Annotated in this window: 19 protein-coding genes; 10 read left to right on the forward strand and 9 right to left on the reverse strand. The window is 71.4% G+C overall.

Features of this window, described 5'->3' with window-relative positions; genetic code table 11:
* The first annotated feature begins 159 nt into the window (after positions 1–159).
* Both Q7F20_RS05525 and Q7F20_RS05530 read left to right on the forward strand, forming a co-directional pair.
* Entirely contained in the window at positions 160–585 is a 426-nt protein-coding gene (locus tag Q7F20_RS05525) for an organic hydroperoxide resistance protein (protein WP_305739113.1), read from the forward strand.
* Positions 586–595: 10 nt separating this feature from the next.
* A complete protein-coding gene (locus Q7F20_RS05530) occupies positions 596–982 on the forward strand; it encodes a YchJ family protein (RefSeq protein WP_305739114.1) in 387 nt (128 codons plus the stop codon).
* A gap of 10 nt (positions 983–992) precedes the next feature.
* On the opposite strand, the gene Q7F20_RS05535 is transcribed toward Q7F20_RS05530, so the two are convergent.
* The gene (locus tag Q7F20_RS05535) at positions 993–1,856 is read right to left on the reverse strand and encodes a shikimate dehydrogenase (RefSeq protein WP_305739115.1); all 864 of its coding nucleotides are present in this window, start codon (positions 1,854–1,856) and stop codon (positions 993–995) included.
* A gap of 59 nt (positions 1,857–1,915) precedes the next feature.
* Between Q7F20_RS05535 and Q7F20_RS05540 the strand changes: the two genes are divergently transcribed.
* Entirely contained in the window at positions 1,916–2,923 is a 1,008-nt protein-coding gene (locus tag Q7F20_RS05540; protein WP_305739116.1) for an iron-siderophore ABC transporter substrate-binding protein, read from the forward strand.
* A gap of 230 nt (positions 2,924–3,153) precedes the next feature.
* Here Q7F20_RS05540 and Q7F20_RS05545 read toward each other — a convergent pair whose 3' ends face one another.
* Entirely contained in the window at positions 3,154–3,558 is a 405-nt protein-coding gene (locus Q7F20_RS05545; RefSeq protein ID WP_305739117.1) for a DUF1304 domain-containing protein, read from the reverse strand.
* Between the two features lie 112 nt (positions 3,559–3,670).
* On the opposite strand from Q7F20_RS05545, the gene Q7F20_RS05550 reads away from it, so the two are divergent.
* The 3 genes from Q7F20_RS05550 to Q7F20_RS05560 all read left to right on the forward strand — a co-directional run bounded on the left by Q7F20_RS05550 (position 3,671) and on the right by Q7F20_RS05560 (position 5,586).
* The gene (locus Q7F20_RS05550) at positions 3,671–3,994 is read left to right on the forward strand and encodes a chorismate mutase (RefSeq protein WP_305739118.1); all 324 of its coding nucleotides are present in this window, start codon (positions 3,671–3,673) and stop codon (positions 3,992–3,994) included.
* Positions 3,991–5,082, forward strand: a complete 1,092-nt coding sequence (locus Q7F20_RS05555; protein ID WP_305739119.1) for a beta-propeller fold lactonase family protein — start codon at positions 3,991–3,993, stop codon at positions 5,080–5,082. Before Q7F20_RS05550 ends, Q7F20_RS05555 begins: the two co-directional genes overlap by 4 nt.
* A 90-nt stretch (positions 5,083–5,172) precedes the next feature.
* Positions 5,173–5,586 (forward strand): GNAT family N-acetyltransferase, encoded by a 414-nt coding sequence (locus Q7F20_RS05560; protein ID WP_305739120.1) that lies wholly within the window; start codon positions 5,173–5,175, stop codon positions 5,584–5,586.
* A 49-nt stretch (positions 5,587–5,635) separates the two neighbouring features.
* Here the strand turns inward: Q7F20_RS05560 and Q7F20_RS05565 are convergent, their stop codons facing one another.
* From Q7F20_RS05565 to purS, 4 genes are read right to left on the reverse strand one after another with little or no spacing between them, the layout of a single operon-like run.
* Complete coding sequence (locus tag Q7F20_RS05565; protein WP_305739121.1) at positions 5,636–6,556, reverse strand: 2-hydroxyacid dehydrogenase; 921 nt, start codon at positions 6,554–6,556, stop codon at positions 5,636–5,638.
* A 40-nt stretch (positions 6,557–6,596) separates the two neighbouring features.
* Positions 6,597–8,978 carry a phosphoribosylformylglycinamidine synthase subunit PurL gene (purL, locus tag Q7F20_RS05570; protein ID WP_305739122.1) on the reverse strand — a complete coding sequence of 794 codons (2,382 nt, stop codon included), beginning with the start codon at positions 8,976–8,978 and terminating at the stop codon, positions 6,597–6,599.
* A gap of 47 nt (positions 8,979–9,025) precedes the next feature.
* Positions 9,026–9,721: a phosphoribosylformylglycinamidine synthase subunit PurQ gene (purQ, locus tag Q7F20_RS05575; RefSeq protein ID WP_305739130.1), complete on the reverse strand. Its 696-nt coding sequence runs from the start codon at positions 9,719–9,721 to the stop codon at positions 9,026–9,028.
* A gap of 5 nt (positions 9,722–9,726) precedes the next feature.
* Complete coding sequence (purS, locus tag Q7F20_RS05580) at positions 9,727–9,978, reverse strand: phosphoribosylformylglycinamidine synthase subunit PurS (RefSeq protein WP_305739123.1); 252 nt, start codon at positions 9,976–9,978, stop codon at positions 9,727–9,729.
* Between the two features lie 142 nt (positions 9,979–10,120).
* On the opposite strand from purS, the gene Q7F20_RS05585 reads away from it, so the two are divergent.
* Both Q7F20_RS05585 and Q7F20_RS05590 read left to right on the forward strand, forming a co-directional pair.
* Entirely contained in the window at positions 10,121–10,735 is a 615-nt protein-coding gene (locus tag Q7F20_RS05585) for a PadR family transcriptional regulator (RefSeq protein WP_305739124.1), read from the forward strand.
* Entirely contained in the window at positions 10,732–12,381 is a 1,650-nt protein-coding gene (locus Q7F20_RS05590; protein ID WP_305739125.1) for a DHA2 family efflux MFS transporter permease subunit, read from the forward strand. Before Q7F20_RS05585 ends, Q7F20_RS05590 begins: the two co-directional genes overlap by 4 nt.
* Positions 12,382–12,693: 312 nt before the next feature.
* On the opposite strand, the gene Q7F20_RS05595 is transcribed toward Q7F20_RS05590, so the two are convergent.
* From Q7F20_RS05595 to Q7F20_RS05605, 3 genes are all read right to left on the reverse strand, one after another.
* Positions 12,694–13,605: a cytochrome c oxidase assembly protein gene (locus tag Q7F20_RS05595; protein ID WP_305739126.1), complete on the reverse strand. Its 912-nt coding sequence runs from the start codon at positions 13,603–13,605 to the stop codon at positions 12,694–12,696.
* 50 nt (positions 13,606–13,655) lie between these two features.
* A complete protein-coding gene (locus tag Q7F20_RS05600) occupies positions 13,656–14,963 on the reverse strand; it encodes an acyltransferase (RefSeq protein ID WP_305739127.1) in 1,308 nt (435 codons plus the stop codon).
* Between the two features lie 176 nt (positions 14,964–15,139).
* Positions 15,140–15,931, reverse strand: a complete 792-nt coding sequence (locus Q7F20_RS05605; RefSeq protein WP_305739128.1) for an aquaporin — start codon at positions 15,929–15,931, stop codon at positions 15,140–15,142.
* A gap of 83 nt (positions 15,932–16,014) precedes the next feature.
* On the opposite strand from Q7F20_RS05605, the gene Q7F20_RS05610 reads away from it, so the two are divergent.
* Together Q7F20_RS05610 and Q7F20_RS05615 are read left to right on the forward strand one after the other, a co-directional pair.
* Complete coding sequence (locus Q7F20_RS05610) at positions 16,015–16,458, forward strand: Fur family transcriptional regulator (protein WP_070417017.1); 444 nt, start codon at positions 16,015–16,017, stop codon at positions 16,456–16,458.
* Between the two features lie 117 nt (positions 16,459–16,575).
* A complete protein-coding gene (locus tag Q7F20_RS05615) occupies positions 16,576–18,105 on the forward strand; it encodes a catalase (RefSeq protein WP_305739129.1) in 1,530 nt (509 codons plus the stop codon).
* Positions 18,106–18,153 lie beyond the last annotated feature (48 nt).

Here is an 18,153-nt window from a genome sequence, read left to right on the forward strand (position 1 = left end):
GAGCAGGAATGGTCGAGTTCTGCTCCGGCACCCGACCGTTTCTGCTCACCGAACCCGGCACGCAGGACACGCCCGACCCCCGGGCGCCGGTGGAGCGGACCCGCGCGCCGTTCCGCGCCGCTCCAGCGGTCACCCAGGAACGCACGGTGCGCTCATCCCATGAGTCTCGACATCGTCTACACCGCCGCAGCCCACGCCACCGGAGGCGGCCGCGACGGGCACGTGCGCAGCGAGGACGACCGCCTCGACCTCGACACCCGTCCCCCGAAGGAGATGGGCGGCAGCGGCGACGGCACGAACCCCGAGCAGCTCTTCGCCGCCGGGTACGCCGCGTGCTTCCTCGGTGCGCTGCACGCCGCCGGCAGGGAGCTCGACGTCGACACCACCGGCGCCGAGGTCTCGGCCGAGGTCGGCATCGGCGGCACCGGCAACGGGGGCTTCGGCCTCGCGGTCGAGCTCGACGTGTACGCACCGGCCGCCCGGCCCGAGCAGCGCCGGCGTCTCGCCGAACGAGCCCACGAGATCTGCCCCTACTCGAACGCCACCCGCGGCAACATCACGGTCGCGCTGTCGATCGTCGACTAACGTGCCGCCCGTGGTCACCGACGCATCGCGCTGCCCCTGCCTGAGCGGCAACCCCTACGGCGAGTGCTGCGGGCCGCTCCACGCGGGGGCTGCGGCCCCGACCGCCGAGCGACTCATGCGGTCGCGGTTCAGCGCCTTCGCGCTCGGCCTGCCCGAGTACCTGCTGCTGACGTGGCACCCGCGCACGCGTCCAGCGACGCTCGAGCTCGACCCGGCGCAGCGTTGGACGCGGTTGGACGTCCTGTCGACGGCGTCCGGCGGCCCGTTCGACACCCGCGGCACCGTCGCCTTCCGCGCGTGGTGGCGCACGGACGACGAGCGGGGCACGCTCGAGGAGACGAGCGAGTTCGTCCGCGAGCGCGGCCGGTGGTACTACGTGGACGGCGTGGTCGCCTGACCAGTGCGCGTCACGCCGCGATGACGGCCGGCAGGCCCACGGAGGCGCGCATCGCCCTCCGCACGTCGGCCTCGTCCGGCAGGAGCTCGTCCTGGTCGCCGCTCAGGAAGAAGCGGATCTGCCCGAGCGCCTGCTCGGCGAGCATGTCCAGCCCGTTCAGCACGCGCCCGCCGGCCTGCTCCCACCGCGTGGCGACGGCGGTCGGCCACGGTTCGTACGCCACGTCGAAGAGGACGGCGTCCGGCCCCGACGGCACGAGGTCGAGCCCGTCCGCCGCACCACCGGGCAGCGTCGAGACGACGAACCCGTGGTGCGTCCCCGGCAGCTCGGTCAGGGGGAGCACCTCGAGCGAGACCCCGAGCCGGACGGCCAGTTCGACGAGGTGTCCGGCCTTCGAGGTGTCGCGGAGGAACACCCGCACGAGCGACGCCCCGAGCCGGACGGCCGCGGTGAGGGCGCTCGCCGCGGTCGCGCCGCCGCCGAGGACGGTGGCCTCTCCGGGCAGGTGTCCGAGCGCCTCGACCGGGCGCACGATCCCCTCGACGTCCGTGTTCGCGCCGAACCGGAGGACGGTGTCGCCGTCCGTCCGGAAAGCGACGGTGTTGGCGACCCCGAGCTCGTCGACGAGCGGTGTCGTCCGGTCGAGCATCGGCAGCACCTCGCGCTTGAGCGGCATCGTGAGGCTCAGGCCGCGCCAGTCCGGACCCAGCCCCGCGACGAACGCGTCCAGTCCGCCGGACGCCACCTCGTGCCTCCCGTACGTGAACGGCACCCCGAGCACGTCGTAGGCCGCTGCGTGCAGCGTGGGGGAGAGGGAGTGGGCGATGGGCGAGCCGAGCACCGCGAGGCGGGTCCGGGTGGGGTCCGAGTACATGGTGCCGTCAGCCTATCCAGGCGTGTCCTCCGGGAAGCGCTTAGGTTAGGCTTACCTTCGTGATTCGAACTCCCTCCCGCTTCCGCCGGGCGCTCGCCGCTGCCGGCGCCGTCGTCGCAGCGTCCCTCGTCCTCGCCGGGTGCGCCTCCGGCTCCGGGTCGTCGTCCGACGACGCGTCGACCTCGTCCTCGGACGGCCAGTTCCCGGTGTCCATCACCACCGCCCTCGGCACCACGAAGATCGACTCGCAGCCGAAGCGCGTCGTCGCCCTCGGGTGGGGCGACGCCGAGACCGCGCTCGAGCTCGGTGTCCAGCCCGTCGGCGCGAGCGACTGGCTCGCGTTCGGCGGCGACGGCGTCGGGCCGTGGCTCAAGGGTGCGTACACGAAGTCGCCGAAGATCATCCAGACGCTCGAGCCGAGCTACGAGGACATCCTCAAGCTCAAGCCCGACGTGATCCTCGACGTGAAGTCGTCGGGTGACAAGGACCGCTACGCGAAGCTCTCGGCGATCGCGCCGACCGTGGCGATCCCGAAGGGTGGCGAGAACTACCTCGCGTCGACCGAGCAGCAGACCACGATGATCGCGAAGGCGCTGGGCAAGGAGGCCGAGGGCAAGAAGCTCCTCTCCGGTCTCGACGACGCCTACGCCGCCGCACGCAAGGCGCACCCGGACTTCGAGGGCAAGACGGCGGTCGTCGGTGCGTACACGTCCGAGGGCTTCGGCGCCTACGCCTCGACGGACAGCCGCTCGACGTTCATGCGGAACCTCGGCTTCACGATCCCGAAGGCCATCGACGAGCAGGCCGGCAAGGCGTTCTCAGTGCACCTCTCGGACGAGAACCTCGACCTGCTGGACGCCGACCTCACGCTGATCCTGCCGATCTACGTCGACGCGTCCAAGGCCGAGTCCGACCCGCTCTTCCAGAAGGTGCCGTCGGTCGAGGCCGGGCACGCCATCGTGTTCGACGACCCGGACGTGTCGTCGGCGTTCTCGATGGGCACGACCGCAGCGATCGAGTGGGCGCTGCAGAAGTTGCCGGACGAGTTCCAGGCGAAGCTCGGCTGACGCCGGGCACGACGGCCGTGACGGGAGGTAGGCCCCACCCGCCGGTACCGGCGTGACGCGCCAGCGGCACGACGGCCGTGACGGGAGGTGGGCCCCACCCGCCGGTACCGGCGTGACGCGCCAGCGGCACGACGGCCGTGACGGGAGGGACGGTGCCAGCTGGCACCGTCCCTCCCGTCGTCCGTGTGGTGGCGTCGCAGGCCGGCGTCCGGCCCGTCGCGACGCTGCGGTCAGGCGTCGAACGTCGAACCGAGGAACGCGAAGAGCAGGGCGATCAGCGGGAACGACCCCTGCACGAACGCGGAGTTCAGGTAGCGACGACCCGTCCCGAGCAGGACCACCGCGGCACCGAGCATCGACGCCGTCGAGAACACCACCAGCGTCCAGCCGGTGGTCGCGTTGCCCGTCACGACGAGCACCACGCCGAGGATCGCCCCGATCGCGAGGAACAGGTTGTAGAAGCCCTGGTTGAACGCCATCGAGCGGGTCGCCTGGACCTCGGTCTCGGACGACAGGCCGAAGATCTTCCGCACGCGAGGACTCGTCCACGCGATCGACTCGAGGAAGAAGATGTACACGTGCACGAGGCCCGCGAGGACCGCGAACACGCACGAGATCACGAGCAGGACCGACATGGTCTCCATTCTCGCAGTTCCGAAGGCGTGCTCAGGTCCCGCCCAGGTTCCGGCCGCCCGGACGGGACGTAACCGACAGTTGCCGCCCGGTCGCGGCCGTTAGGCTCGGGGCATGAGCGACGACGACACCACGCCCGAGTACGACCCGGCGGCCGTCGCCGAGCTGGCCAGCATCCGCCAGAGCATCGACAACATCGACGCGGCGGTCATCCACATGCTCGCCGAGCGCTTCAAGTACACCCAGCGGGTCGGTTACCTCAAGGCTGCGGCGGGGATGCCGGCCGCTGACCCGGGGCGTGAGCAGATCCAGGTCGCACGACTCCGCTCCCTCGCCGCCGAGTCGCACCTCGACCCCGCCTTCGCGGAGAAGTTCCTGAACTTCATCGTGGCCGAGGTCATCCACCACCACGAGCAGATCGCCGGCGGCGACGAGTGAACGACGCGCTCCCCACACTGCTCGTCGGCTCGTACACGGCCACCGGCGGCGGGAACGCGACGGGCATCTCGATCGTGCCCGGCGGACCGGTCGCAGGTGCGGGTGGCAGCACGACGACCGCTCGCACCATCGCCGTCATCGACGACCCGTCCTTCCTCGCCGTCTCCGGTGACCGGGTCTACGCGGTGTCCGAGACGGCCGACGGTGGTGTCTCCGCCTTCCGTCTCGACGGCTCCTCGCTCGAGCACCTCTGGGACGCCCCGGCCGGTGGCGACGCCCCGTGCCACGTGCGGGTCGACCCGTCCGGTGCGCTCGTCGTCACGAACTACGTCTCCGGGACCGTCACCGCGGTCTCGCTCGCCGCGGCGGAGTCGCATGCCGCGTCGGTGCTCGGCAGCGACGGGCTCGTCGGTGCGCACGGCAGCGACGACCGCGTGACGGTGCCCGCGTCGGCGCTCGTCACGGAGGTCCTGCCCGACGTCACCGGCCCGGTCGAGGACCGGCAGGAGGGCCCGCACGCCCACCAGTCGATCGCGACGCCGGAGGGCACCGTGCTGGTGGCGGACCTCGGCGGTGACGCCCTGCACGAGTTCCGGGTCACCGCTTCGCCGAGCATCGAGGAGCTCCGCGTGCACCACATCGCCCCCGGCGTCGGGCCGCGGCACCTCGCGTGGTACGACGGCGACCTCTTCGTCGCGGGCGAGCTCGACGGCCAGGTCCACCGCCTCCGCCGCGACGAGTCGGGGTCGTTCGTCCCGGTGGCCTCGGCCGCGACCTTCACGGGCGAGGTCGGCGAGTCGCTCCTGAGCCACATCGAGGTCGACGACACCGGCCGCGTGTACGTCGCGGTGCGTGGGCGCGACCTCGTGGTGGTGCTCGACGCATCGGACGGCGGGCTGTCGCTGGTCGGGTCGGCGTCGTCGGGCGGCGTGTGGCCTCGACACTTCGCCCGGGTGCCGGGGTACCTGCTCGTGGCGAACCAGATGTCCGACGCGGTCGCGGTCCTGCCGATCGGCGAGGACGGCGTCCCGGGCGAGGCCGTCGCGCAGATCACGGTCGGTACGCCGGCCTGCGTCGTCCCGGTCTGAGCACGGGTCGCCCCGGCTCCGTGCGTTGCGGCACATCCGGCTGGTGCGGGAGGCGCGGTGCGTGTCACCGCCACCGGCCAGACTGAGCAGATGGACGCGTCCTACACCCTCGTCTCCGGCCCGCCTCCCCTCGACGACTACCTCCGGCTGCGCCGGGACTCCGGCCTGACGCCGAAGAACGCCGAGCAGGGAGCAGGAGCGATCGCCGGCAGCTGGTCCGCTTGTCACGTCCTGGGCCCCGACGGGCGTCCCGTCGCGATGGGGCGGACGATCGGCGACGGCGGGTGGTACTTCCACATCGCCGACATCGCGACCGACCCGGCGCACCAGCGCCGAGGCATCGGACGTGCGGTGGTCGCCTGGCTCGTCGCGGACATCCGCTCCCGGGCGCCCCGGGGCGCGTACGTCACCCTCGTCGGCGACCCGCCCGGACAGCGGCTCTACCGGTCGCTCGGCTTCGACGACGTCGCACCGAGCCTCGGGATGGCGTTGCTGACGTCCTGATCGGCCGGGTCCGGGCCGGCGCCCGACCTGCTCCTTCGGGTCGGGTCGGTCAGGGCTCGATGACGTTGTCGAACGGTCGGCCCTCGGCCAGCGCGGTGACCTGACGCCGCATCAGCTCGATCGACCGCGGCACGCTGAGGTCCGTGTTCCCGCCGACGTGCGGCGTGAGCACCGTGTTCGGTGTCGTCCAGAGCGGGTGCCCGTCGGTCAGGGGTTCGGGGTCGGTGACGTCGAGCGCCGCCGACAGCCGGCCGGACTGCAGCTCGGCCACGAGGGCGTCGGTGTCGACGACCTTGCCACGGGCGACGTTCACCACGAGCGCACCGTCGGGCAGCGTCGCCAGCAGGTCCGCGTCCACCAACCCCTCGGTCTCGTCGGTCAGCGGCGTGATCAGGACGAGCACGTCGGTCGTCGCGGCCAGGTCCGGCAGTTCGTCGAACCCGTGGACCTGCCGACCGTCCTGCTCGCGCGCGGTCCGCGCCACCACGGCGACCTGGGTGCGGAACGCCTCGAAGCGCGACGCGATGGCGGACCCGATCGCGCCGTAGCCGACCACCGTGACCCGCCGGTCCGCGAGGGACCGCGTCGTCCGAGCGTCCCAGACACCCCGCGCACGGTCGGCCTGGAACGCGCCGAGCTCGCGCAGGCTCGTCAGGGCGAGACCGACCGCGAGTTCGGCGGTCTCGTCGTCGTGGATGCCACGGCCGTTCGCGAGCAGTGCGTGCCCGGGGACGTGCGGGAGGGCGTGCTCGTAGCCGGCACTCGGCAGCTGCAGCAGCTCGAGGTTCGGCAGGTCGTGCACGAACTGCCACCGGTGCCGTCCGCCGAAGTAGAACGGCAGGAACGCGATGGCGACGTCGTCCGGCCGTTCGAACGGCTGCTCGACGTCCCACACGGCGAGCTCGATGCCCTCCGGCACGGGACCGAAGCGATCGACGAGCTCCTGGAAGGGCAGGGTGACGACGGGCATCAGGCGGTGCCCGTCGTCACGACGCTCTGGTCCGACCCGTTCAGGAGTCGGCCCGCGGCGAGAACGAGCCGTGATCGTCGAGCGGGCCTCGGCCGACGTAGCCCTCGGTGACGTCCTCGGTGATGACGTCACCGAAGCGCGCCGGGAGCGTGGCGGCGTGCGTGCCACGCAGCTCGTCGATCGTGGCCTCGAACGCACCCTGCACCTCGAGCGAGCCGCTCGTCGCGTCCGTGACGCCGATACGGAGCACCGGGAAGCCGCGGCCGTCGCAGAGGCCCTGGAAGCGGACGTCGTCCTCGCGGCGGACGGTCACGATGACGCGACCGGTGGACTCGGAGAACAGCGCGGTGGCGGTGTCGACACCGTCGCGGGCCTCGAGCTCGTCGAGCACGACGCGGGCGCCGAGCCCGAACCGGAGCACCGACTCGGCGAGGGACTGGCCGAGGCCGCCGTCCGCCAGGTCGTGGGCGCTCGTGAGCAGCTGCTCGTTCGCAGCGGCGTGCAGGAGGTCGGCCAGCGCCTTCTCCTGCGCGAGGTCGACCGCCGGCGGACGCCCGCCGAGGTGTCCGTGCACGGTGCCGGCCCACGCCGACCCGTCGAGCTCGAGCGAGGTGGTGCCGAGCAGGTAGATGTTGTGGCCGTCGTCCTGCCAGCCGGACGGGACGCGCAGGGCGACGTCGTCGATCACACCGAGGACACCGACGACGGGGGTTGGGTGGATCGGGGTGGTGCCGGTCTGGTTGTAGAACGACACGTTGCCGCCCGTGACCGGGATGCCCAGCTCCATGCAGCCGTCGGCGAGACCTTCGACCGCCTCGGAGAACTGCCACATGACCTCGGGGTTCTCCGGGGAGCCGAAGTTCAGGCAGTCGGTCACGGCGGCCGGGACGGCTCCGGTGACGGCGACGTTCCGGTACGCCTCGGCGAGGGCCAGTCGAGCGCCCTGCTTCGGGTCGAGCTGGCAGTACCGGCCGTTGGCGTCGGTGGCGATCGTGACGCCGAGGCCGGTCTCCTCGTCGACGCGGATCATGCCGCCGTCGTCGGGGAAGGACAGCGCCGTGTTGCCGAGCACGTAGGTGTCGTACTGGTTCGTCACCCAGTTCTTCGACGCCAGGTTCGGAGAGCCCAGCAGCTGCAGGAACTGCGCCTTGAGTGCGGGTCCGTCCGCCGGACGGTCGAGCGACGCGGCCGAGTCGGCCTGCAGCGCGTCGATCCAGGTCGGGTAGGCGACCGGGCGGTCGTAGACGGGGCCGTCGACCGCGACCGTGCGCGGGTCGACGTTCACGATCTCCTGGCCCTGCCAGTCGATGACGAGGCGGCCGGTGCCGGTGACCTCGCCGAGGACGCTGGTCTCGACCTCCCACTTGCCGACGACGCTCAGGAACTCATCGAGCTTCTCGGGGCGGACGACCGCCATCATGCGCTCCTGGCTCTCCGACATGAGGATCTCCTCTGCCGTGAGCGTGGGGTCGCGCAGCAGGACGTCGTCGAGCGAGATGTGCATGCCGCCGTCGCCGTTGCTCGCGAGCTCGCTCGTCGCGCAGGAGATGCCCGCGGCGCCGAGGTCCTGTATGCCCTCGACGAGCTCCTTCTGGAAGAGCTCGAGGCAGCACTCGATGAGGACCTTCTCGGCGAAGGGGTCACCGACCTGGACGGCCGGGCGCTTCGTCGGGCCGCCCTCGGTGAAGGTGTCGGACGCGAGGATCGAGGCACCACCGATGCCGTCGCCACCGGTGCGGGCACCGAAGAGCACGACCTTATTGCCGGCGCCCGAGGCGTTCGCGAGGTGCAGGTCCTCGTGCCGGAGGACACCGACCGCGAGGGCGTTCACCAGCGGGTTGCCCTGGTACACCGGGTCGAAGTAGGTCTCGCCGCCGATGTTCGGCAGGCCGAGGCAGTTCCCGTAGAACGAGATGCCGCCGACGACGCCGTGGACGACGCGCTGGGTGTCCTCGTGCTCGATGGCGCCGAAGCGGAGCTGGTCCATCACGGCGACCGGACGAGCGCCCATCGAGATGATGTCGCGGACGATGCCGCCGACACCGGTCGCGGCGCCCTGGTACGGCTCGACGTAGGAGGGGTGGTTGTGCGACTCGACCTTGAAGGTGACCGCCCAGCCGTTGCCGACGTCGATGACACCGGCGTTCTCGCCCATGCCGACCATGAGGTTCTTCGTCATCTCCGGCGTGACCTTCTTGCCGAACTGCCGCAGGTAGTTCTTGCTCGACTTGTACGAGCAGTGCTCGGACCACATCACCGAGTACATCGCCAGTTCACCCGAGGTGGGGCGGCGACCGAGGATCTCGCGGATCTTCGCGTACTCGTCGGCCTTCAGCCCGAGCGCCTCGTACGGCTGCTCCTTGTCGGGCGTGGCTGCGGCGTCCTGGACGGTGTCGGGCTTCGGGCGGACGTGTGTCGTCACGGTGGTGTCGTTCCCTGTCACTGAGGTCGTGTTCGTCGGCGTGGTCGTCACTTGACGAGCGTCGACTCGATCACGGAGGTGAAGAAGGTGAGGCCGTCCGTACCGGAGGCCATCGCCGCGGGGGTGTCCGGGCCGAACCCGGGCTCCGTCGCGTGCTCGGGGTGTGGCATCAGGCCGACGACGTTGCCGCGCTCGTTGGAGACGCCCGCGATGTCGTCGATCGATCCGTTCGGGTTCACGCCGAGGTAGCGGAACACGACCTGGCCGTTGTCCTCGATGCGCTTGATCTCATCGGCGTCCGCGACGAAACGGCCGTCGGCGTTCTTCAGCGGGATGGTGATCTCCTGCTGGGCCGTGAAGCCGGACGTCCACGCCGTCGAGGTCGTCTCGACGCGGAGCTTCTGGTCGCGCCGGATGAACTGCTGGTGCGCGTTGCGGGTGTGTGCTCCGGGGACCAGTCGGGCTTCCGCCAGCATCTGGAAGCCGTTGCAGATGCCGAGGACCGGCATCCCCTTGCCGGCGGCGTCGATGACCTCGGCCATGATCGGGGCCTTCGCCGCGATCGCGCCGGCGCGCAGGTAGTCGCCGTAGGAGAACCCGCCGGGGAGGACGATCGCGTCGACACCCTGCAGGTCGTGGTCGCCGTGCCAGAGGGCGACGGGGTCCGCGCCCGCGAGACGGACGGCGCGCTGGGCGTCGCGGTCGTCGAGCGAGCCCGGGAACGTGATGACGCCGATCCGCATCGAGGTCACGCGCCCTCGACCGTCACGGACACGACGTCCTCGATGACGGCGTTGGAGAAGACGTCGGCTGCGATCTCGCGGACCTCGGCCAGCTTGGCGTCGTCGACCGGACCGTCGACGGCCACCTCGAAGCGCTTGCCGATGCGGACGTTGGTCAGGTCGGCCTTGCCGAGACGGGCGAGAGCGTTGCCCACCGCCTTGCCCTGGGGGTCGAGGATCTCGGCCTTCGGCATGACCTCGACGACGATCGTTGGCACGTGTTCACTCCAGCACTTCGGGGATGGGTGGGACGCGAACAGTCTACGGGGCGCACGGCGCGTCGGACGCGCTTGTGGAAAAGTGTTCGAAGGCGTACATTCCATTTGGAATAGTCGGTTCGGATCAGTCCAGGAGGCACGGATGACGTCGCTCACGCCCCTCGCGTTCGCCGCGCTCGGGCTCCTCGCCGAGGCACCCATGCACCCCTACGAGATGTTCCAGACGATGCTGCAGCGTCGCGAGGACCAGAACGTCAAGGTCCGACCGGGCACGCTCTACCACCAGATCGGCCGCCTGGTGGACCTCGGCTACGCCGAGGCGCTCGGCACCGCGCGCGAGGGCAACCGGCCGGAACGCACCACCTACGCGATCACCGACCACGGGCGCGCAGCGCTCGAGGACGGCCTCCGCCGGATGATCGCCGAGCCCGCCGACGAGTACCCCGAGTTCCACCTCGCGGTCTCGCACGTCGACAACCTGAGCGCCGAGGACGCGGCGACCGCGCTGCGCACCCGCGCCCGCGCACTCCGCTCGGAACGCGAGCAGTACGACGAAGCCGCCACGGGCCTCCAGGTCAAGCGTCTCGCAGACCGCTTCTGGCTGGACGTGTCGTACGTCCGTGCCATGCTCTCCGCGCAGATCGAGTGGCTCGACGCCGCTGCCGACCGGATCGCGAGCGGCGACATCCCCTGGGACGGCCCGGCCGTCCCCACCGACACAGGCCCCACCACGAACAGCAAGGAACCCACTCGATGACCTCCGTCTCGACCACCACCGAGAAGAAGCCGTGGCCGGCCCTCTGGGCCCTCGTCGTCGGCTTCTTCATGATCCTCGTCGACTCGACGATCGTGTCCGTCGCGACGCCGACCATCGCGGCGAAGCTCCACGCCGACATCAACTCCGTCATCTGGGTGACGAGCGCGTACCTGCTCGCCTACGCCGTACCGCTGCTCATCACGGGCCGGCTCGGTGACCGCTTCGGCCCGAAGGTCCTGTACCAGACCGGGCTCGTGGTGTTCACGCTCTCGAGCCTCTGGTGCGGGCTCGCCGGCTCGATCGAGGTGCTCATCGTGGCGCGCGTCGTCCAGGGACTCGGCGCCGCGATGATGACGCCGCAGACGATGGCCGTGATCACGCGCATCTTCCCGCCGCAGAACCGCGGTGCGGCCATGGGGCTGTGGGGTGCCGTCGCCGGTGTCGCGTCGCTCGTCGGGCCGATCGTGGGCGGCCTGCTCGTCGACGGCTTCGGCTGGGAGTGGATCTTCTTCGTCAACGTCCCGGTGGGCGTCGTCGCGTTCGTGCTCGCGCAGCGCTTCGTCCCGTCCTTCGACCGTCACGGGCACCGGTTCGACTACCTCGGCATCGTCCTCAGCGCGGTCGGCATGTTCCTGCTCGTCTTCGGCATCCAAGAGGGCGAGACCTACGACTGGGGCACCATCACCGGACCGATCTCGGTGTGGTCGCTCATCGTCGCCGGTGTCGTCGTGCTCGCCGCCTTCGTGGTGTGGCAGGGCGTGCAGAAGGGCGAGCCGCTCCTGCCGCTCGGCCTCTTCAAGGACCGCAACTTCACGCTCGCGAACATCGCCATCACCGCGGTCGGCGTCGCCATCTCGTCGTTCGCCCTGCCGATCATGCTCTGGGCGCAGGACGTGCTGACGTTCAGCCCGACCCAGGCGGCGCTGCTGCTCGTCCCGCAGGCCGTGCTGTCCGCCGGGCTCGCGCCGTTCGTCGGCAAGAACCTCAACCGGTGGAGCCTCCGCTGGGTCGCCGCGTTCGGTCTCGCCTGCTTCTCCGGCGCGCTGTTCTGGTTCGGGTCGCTCCTGGCCTCGGGCGCGGACTGGGGCTGGGTGCTCCTGCCGTCGACGCTCCTCGGCCTCGCGAACGCCTGCATGTGGGGACCGCTCTCGGTCTCCGCGACGCGCAACCTGCCGCCGAAGCTCGCCGGCGCCGGTTCGGGTGTGTACAACACCACGCGGCAGATCGGTGCGGTCCTCGGGTCGGCCGGCATCGCCGCGCTGATCGAGGCGCGGATCACCGCCAACTTCCCGTCCGGTTCGGGTGGGTCGTCCGGCGGCGCCGAGCAGCAGGTCGGGACGCTCCCGGGCTTCCTGCAGCAGCCGTTCGCGACCGCCATGGGGCAGTCGCTCGTGCTGCCGGCCGTGGTGCTCGTCGTCGCGATCGTCGCCGCGCTGTTCCTGGCGAAGCCGAAGCAGACCGTGGCGTGGCAGCAGACCGGTGGCGCGTCCGACGGATCGCGGTCCTCTGCCGCTGCCTCCTCGTCCGCCGACAGTGCTACGGGGACCGAGCAGCGGCACGGAGTCCACGCTGCGGCGCCCGCGCCGGAGACCGCCGAGGCCGAGCTCGCCGCGACCGACCACCACGGGCGGCACGCGGACGCCTAGTCGGTACCGATCCGGTCGGGAGCCCCGTGTCGCACTGTGCGGCGCGGGGCTCTGTCGTGTCCGGGCGTGTGGGCGGTGGGCAGCGGGCGGTGGGCGTGTGGGCGGCCCGGCGGCGGTGTCGTTGCTGCGCGTGTGCAACGGTTGCGGGCGCGGGGGAGCGACGTCGTCGATGTCGTACGACGTCGGCGGTGTCGTTGCTGCGCGTGTGCAACGGTTGCGGGCGCGGGGCAGCGACGTTGTCGATGTCGTACGACGTCGGTCATGTCGTTCCGAGTCGGCAACGCGCCCCACCGCCTCCGCCTGCGCGCCCGGTCACCCCCGGCGCTGCAGGTGCGCCCGGGTGAGTTCCGCCATCTCCTCATCGGTGAGGGCGTCGACGGTGCGGGCCTCGCGACGGTCGGTCCGCTGCCACCGGATGAACAGCGAGATGAGCACGGGGACGTCCGCGACCTCGGCGATGAACCACAGCAGGTCCCCCGCGAGGTGTTGGTCGCGCAGGGGCGACGGGAACCACGGCTGCCCGACCGCCGCCGTGACCGAGCCGTCGAGCACGTGGTTCGTGATCCGCAGCACGATGCCCGGGATCGCGTCCGCCATGAGCTCGACGAACGCGAGCAGGAACTCCACCGTGACGAACGTCGACGAGCGGAGGATCCCCGGCTCGGACAGCGGGGTCAGCAGGGCGAACCCGAGCACCGGCACGAGGACCGTGATCGCCGTCGCCCAGACCGGGGACTCACGGATCGTCGCCGAGAACGGGGTGAGGAGCACGCAGAACAGCGCGAGGGCGATCAACGGGGACACGACCGCGTTGCCGAGGACCCGTGCCGGACGCGATGCGAGCGCTCGGGAGGCTGCGTGCGCGAGGCGAGCCGGGCCTCCTGAACGGAGCAACGAGACGGGCGCAGCGAACGCGGCGAAGGTGGGGACTGCGAAGAAGAGCAGGGCCAACCGCAGCACGAACGCCCACCGGAGGTCCTGGTCGTGGATGCCGACGATCCCGAACTGGAGGATCCCGAACAGGACGAGCGCTCCCACGAAGGCGAGTGTCCGCCACCACGGCCACCGGGTGCCCCGACGGGCGGCACCGACCACCCACGAGCCGTAAATGACCGCGGCGACCGCGATGAGGACGGCGGCGAGCGGGTCGAGGTGCCACGTGCTCCAGAACTCGGGTGTCGACGGCGTGGGGTGCCTCCTCGAGGTTCGTGCGGCCGAGGACAATCCTCCGCCCGCCGCGTGCCCCGGGGCACGTCCGGCCGGTGAGAACCGGTTCAGATCCGCACGGCGCTCCTGGCGGGCACGGTCCTCGTCAGGAGCCGGACCCCCACCGGTACGGCCACCGCGCCGAGCAGGGCGATCCCGAACGACAGGTGCAGCTGCATCACCGCGAAGGCCGGGCCGATCGTGCAGAGCGCCGCGACGGCGAGCAGCGGCCATCCGGGACGCTCGGTGCCGGGGACGAGCCGGGGGAGCGGCCGATCGAAGCGACGAAGCGCCCGGGCGGTCCCGAGGGCGACGGCGAGGAGGACGACGAGGGCCACGCCACGGGTCGCCCACCACGTCGGGGAGCCCGGCGCCGGGAACGGCACGCCGAGGAACAGGGCGACCCCGTTCAGTGCGATGAACAGCGGCAGGTGCCAGAGGTAGATCGTCATCCCGTCGCGGCCGAGCAGGAAGACGGCGCCCTGGGCCGCTCGGGTACGCATCAGCCGGGTGAGCGGGGCGTGCACGAGCTGCACGACGCACGCCTGCGCGATCGCCAGTACGGCGAGCGGGAGCATCGGCGGGTTGAGGTCCTGCAGCATGTCCGGTGCCCAGAGTCCGATCGACGTCAGGGGCACGAGCACGCCGAACCCGGCCGCCGCGACGGCGACGAGCAGCACGCGCGATCGTCGGGCGAACCAGCCGTCGGCCCAGAGGAAGCCGAGCTGCTGCGCGAAGAGCCACACCGGGCCGAGGTTGAGGAGACCGACCTCGGCCGTGCCGGTGGCGAACCGTACGCCGTCGACGGCGGCGGCGAGCACGAGCAGTGCCCCGAGCGTGCTCCACGGAGCGCGTTCGTGGAGTCGCATCATGAACGGCACGCAGCACTGGGTGATCCCGTAGGCGGCGAGGAACCAGAGCGGGGAGCCGATGCCGAACGCGACCTCGGCGAGGAGCGCCGGTGGCGTGCCGAGCAGCCTGGCGACGCCGAGGCCGAGCGCGAGCACGGCGAAGAGCGGGATCGCCGGCCGGAAGAGCCGCACGAGCCGGGTCGCCACGAAGTCCCGCGCGCCGCCGCCCCGCGCGAGCGTGGAGCGCCACCCCACGGCGCTCGCGAAGCCGCCGACCACGAAGAAGAGCGGCATCACCTGGCCGATCCAGGTCGCGGCGACGTACCAGGGGAGTTCCTGGAGCGGGCTGGTCACCGCGATGCCGTCCGTCCCGACGGCGACGCCGACCATCGTGACGTGCACGAACACGACGAGGACGACGCAGGCCGTTCGGATGAGGTCGACGACCAGGTCCCGCTGCGCGATGATCCCCCGGACGTCCTGAGCGCTGTGTGCCTGCTGCGGCAGGCCCTGCTGCGTGGACATGTCGGGACGGTAGCGCGGGTTCCGGCCCTCCCAGCGTCGTTCCAGCCGATCGCGACGGGATCGTGACACATCGTATTCCGCCAGGGGCATGCGTTCAGCCGGTGGCGGCGATGCGGGTGCGAGCCAGGAGGCGCGGGTCGGGCCGGTCGCGCGACCCGCCCGCGCCTCGGGCCGGCTCAGGCCGGTGGTGCGTCGAGCGCCGTCGTGGCGTCGCCCGCGCGCGACCTCCGACCGATCCGACCGGCGGCTCCTGCGACGGCGCCGCCGAGCACGGGGAAGACGAGGAACGCCCACCACTGCGCGAGCCAGTCCGGTCCCGCGAACACCGCGGTGGCGAACGACCGCGCCGGGTTCAGCGACGCGTTCGAGATCGGGATGAGCGTCAGCAGCAGGATCGTGAGGGTCGACCCGATGACCACGGGGGCCGGGACCGCGCTCCCGCGGGGGCCGGTCACGCGCAGGATCACCGTCACGAACACGGCCGTCGCGATCGTCTCGGCGAGGGCGACGGCGAGCAGGGTGGATCCGCCGGGGCTCTGCTCGTCGAAGCCGTTGGACGCGAAGCCGCCGCCGAGCGTGCGCCGCATGGCGTTCGCGGGGCCCACCCCTGCGATCAGGACGAGGACGGCGGCGCCGGCCGTCCCGCCTGTCATCTGGGCGACGACGTACGGGACGACGTCCGACCACCGGAGCCGACCGGCGACCGCGAGGCCGATCGTCACCGCCGGGTTGAAGTGGCCGCCGCTCACGGGTCCGAACGCGCTCGCGCCGATCATCACCACCAGCCCGAGGGTGAGCGCGACCCCGAGCAGCCCGATCCCGAGCGTGTTGCGCTCGTCCGGGAACACGGCAGTGGAGGTCGCGGCGCCGACGAGGGCGAACACGAGCAGGAAGGTCCCCGCGGCCTCGGCGACGAGGCGGGCGGGGAGCGTGGGTGGCACGGGAGCGAGAGGCGGTGCGTCGATCATGACCGACCGTTCGCGCTCGACCACCGGATCGCCTGGTGTACAGTGGCGGTGTTGTCTTGATCTCTGCAAAAGAAAGGCTCAGCATGGACGTCGACGCCGACCTGCTCCGCGCCTCCGGTCTCCGGGTCACGACACCGCGCCTGGCGGTCCTCCGCGCGACGGAGACCATGCCGCACGCGACCGCCGACGACATCGTCACCGCCCTCGCCGCGGAACTCCCGACCACGAGCCACCAGGCCGTGTACGGCGTCCTCGCGGCACTCACCGGCGTCGGCCTGGTGCGGCGCATCGAGCCCGCCGGCAGCCCCGCCCGCTACGAACGGCGCACGGGGGACAACCACCACCACATCGTCTGCACGATGTGCGGCGCGATCGAGGACGTCGACTGCGCCGTGGGTCACGCACCCTGCCTCACCCCGTCCGAGACGCACGGCTTCGCCGTCACCACGGCCGAGGTCACCTACTGGGGCATCTGCGAGCAGTGCGCCGCCGCCGAACGCGACGACACGGTGGCCGTCCCGGCCTGACCGTCGACACCCCGACCCCGGGACGACCGCAGTCGTTCCCGTTCCCGGCCACGAACCGGGACCACGAGCAACCCGAGCACCCCTGACCGAACCAACCGTTCCACCTGAGGAGGAACCGTGTCCGACCAGAACACGACGACCGGCCAGCCGGCCGGCACCCCCAACACCACGACCAACTCCGGGGCGCCCGTCTCCAGCGACCAGCACTCCATGGGTGTCGGCGCCGACGGGCCCCTCGCACTGCACGACCACTACCTGGTCGAGAAGCTCGCGCAGTTCAACCGCGAGCGTGTGCCGGAGCGGGTCGTCCACGCCAAGGGCGGCGGCGCCTTCGGTACCTTCACCGTCACGCAGGACATCAGCAAGTACACTCGTGCCGCCTTCCTGCAGCCGGGCAAGCAGACCGAGATGCTCGCGCGCTTCTCGTCGGTCGCCGGCGAGCAGGGCTCCCCGGACACGTGGCGCGACCCGCGTGGCTTCGCGCTGAAGTTCTACACCGAAGAGGGCAACTACGACCTCGTCGGCAACAACACCCCCGTCTTCTTCATCCGCGACGGCATCAAGTTCCCGGACTTCATCCGTTCGCAGAAGCGCCTGCCGGGTTCGCACCTGCGCGACCACGACATGCAGTGGGACTTCTGGACGCTCTCGCCCGAGTCCGCGCACCAGGTCACGTGGCTCATGGGCGACCGCGGCCTGCCGGCGTCGTGGCGCGAGATGGACGGCTTCGGCTCGCACACCTACCAGTGGATCAACGCCGAGGGCGAGCGCTTCTGGGTCAAGTACCACTTCATCACGCAGCAGGGCCACAAGACCCTGACGCAGGAGGACGCCGACCGCATCGCCGGCGAGGACGCGGACTTCCACATCCGTGACCTGCACGCGGCCATCGAGCGGGGCGACAACCCGCGCTGGACCCTCAAGGTGCAGGTCATGCCCTACGAGGACGCCGCGAGCTACCGCTTCAACCCGTTCGACCTGACGAAGGTGTGGCCGCACGCGGACTACCCGCTCATCGAGGTCGGCACGATGGAGCTCAACCGCAACCCGGAGAACTACTTCGCGCAGATCGAGCAGGCGACCTTCGCCCCCTCGAACTTCGTGCCCGGCATCGCGGCGAGCCCCGACAAGATGCTCCTCGCGCGCATCTTCAGCTACGCGGACGCGCACCGCTACCGCGTCGGCACGAACCACGCGCAGCTGCCGGTGAACGCCCCGAAGAACGAGGTCCACTCGTACTCGAAGGACGGCGCCATGCGCTTCGACTTCCAGAAGTCCGAGGTGCCGGTGTACGCCCCGAACTCGCTCGGCGGTGCGCACGCCGACCCGGCCGCGACCGACGAGACCCCGGGCTGGGAGTCGGACGGCGCGCTGCAGCGCGCGGCCGCGACGCTCCACCCCGAGGACGACGACTTCGGTCAGGCGGGCACGCTCTACCGCGAGGTCCTCGACGACGCCGCCCGTGAGCGCCTGGTCGGCAACATCGCCGGGCACGTCTCGAAGGTGACGCGCGACGACCTGCGCGAGCGGATGTTCGCCTACTGGACGAACGTCGACGCCGACCTCGGCGCGCGCGTGCGCGCGGCGGTCGCGCCGAGCGCGCCCGGGTCGAACGAGGACCCGGAGAAGGTCGCGGTCGAGGCGTAAGCCCCGGCCTCACCAGACGGGAGGCGCGGTGCGGGTCCGACCCGCACC

It is taken from the genome of Curtobacterium sp. A7_M15 (assembly GCF_030705415.1).
GTDB lineage: Bacteria > Actinomycetota > Actinomycetes > Actinomycetales > Microbacteriaceae > Curtobacterium.

Coding starts and splice junctions, on each gene's coding strand:
- Q7F20_RS05525 (WP_305739113.1), top strand. CDS start 160: ATGAGTCTCGACATCGTCTACACCGCCGCAGCCCACGCCACCGGAGGC.
- Q7F20_RS05535 (WP_305739115.1), bottom strand. CDS start 1,856: ATGTACTCGGACCCCACCCGGACCCGCCTCGCGGTGCTCGGCTCGCCC.
- Q7F20_RS05545 (WP_305739117.1), bottom strand. CDS start 3,558: ATGTCGGTCCTGCTCGTGATCTCGTGCGTGTTCGCGGTCCTCGCGGGC.
- Q7F20_RS05550 (WP_305739118.1), top strand. CDS start 3,671: ATGAGCGACGACGACACCACGCCCGAGTACGACCCGGCGGCCGTCGCC.
- Q7F20_RS05560 (WP_305739120.1), top strand. CDS start 5,173: ATGGACGCGTCCTACACCCTCGTCTCCGGCCCGCCTCCCCTCGACGAC.
- Q7F20_RS05565 (WP_305739121.1), bottom strand. CDS start 6,556: ATGCCCGTCGTCACCCTGCCCTTCCAGGAGCTCGTCGATCGCTTCGGT.
- purQ (WP_305739130.1), bottom strand. CDS start 9,721: ATGCGGATCGGCGTCATCACGTTCCCGGGCTCGCTCGACGACCGCGAC.
- Q7F20_RS05585 (WP_305739124.1), top strand. CDS start 10,121: ATGACGTCGCTCACGCCCCTCGCGTTCGCCGCGCTCGGGCTCCTCGCC.
- Q7F20_RS05590 (WP_305739125.1), top strand. CDS start 10,732: ATGACCTCCGTCTCGACCACCACCGAGAAGAAGCCGTGGCCGGCCCTC.
- Q7F20_RS05600 (WP_305739127.1), bottom strand. CDS start 14,963: ATGTCCACGCAGCAGGGCCTGCCGCAGCAGGCACACAGCGCTCAGGAC.
- Q7F20_RS05605 (WP_305739128.1), bottom strand. CDS start 15,931: ATGATCGACGCACCGCCTCTCGCTCCCGTGCCACCCACGCTCCCCGCC.
- Q7F20_RS05610 (WP_070417017.1), top strand. CDS start 16,015: ATGGACGTCGACGCCGACCTGCTCCGCGCCTCCGGTCTCCGGGTCACG.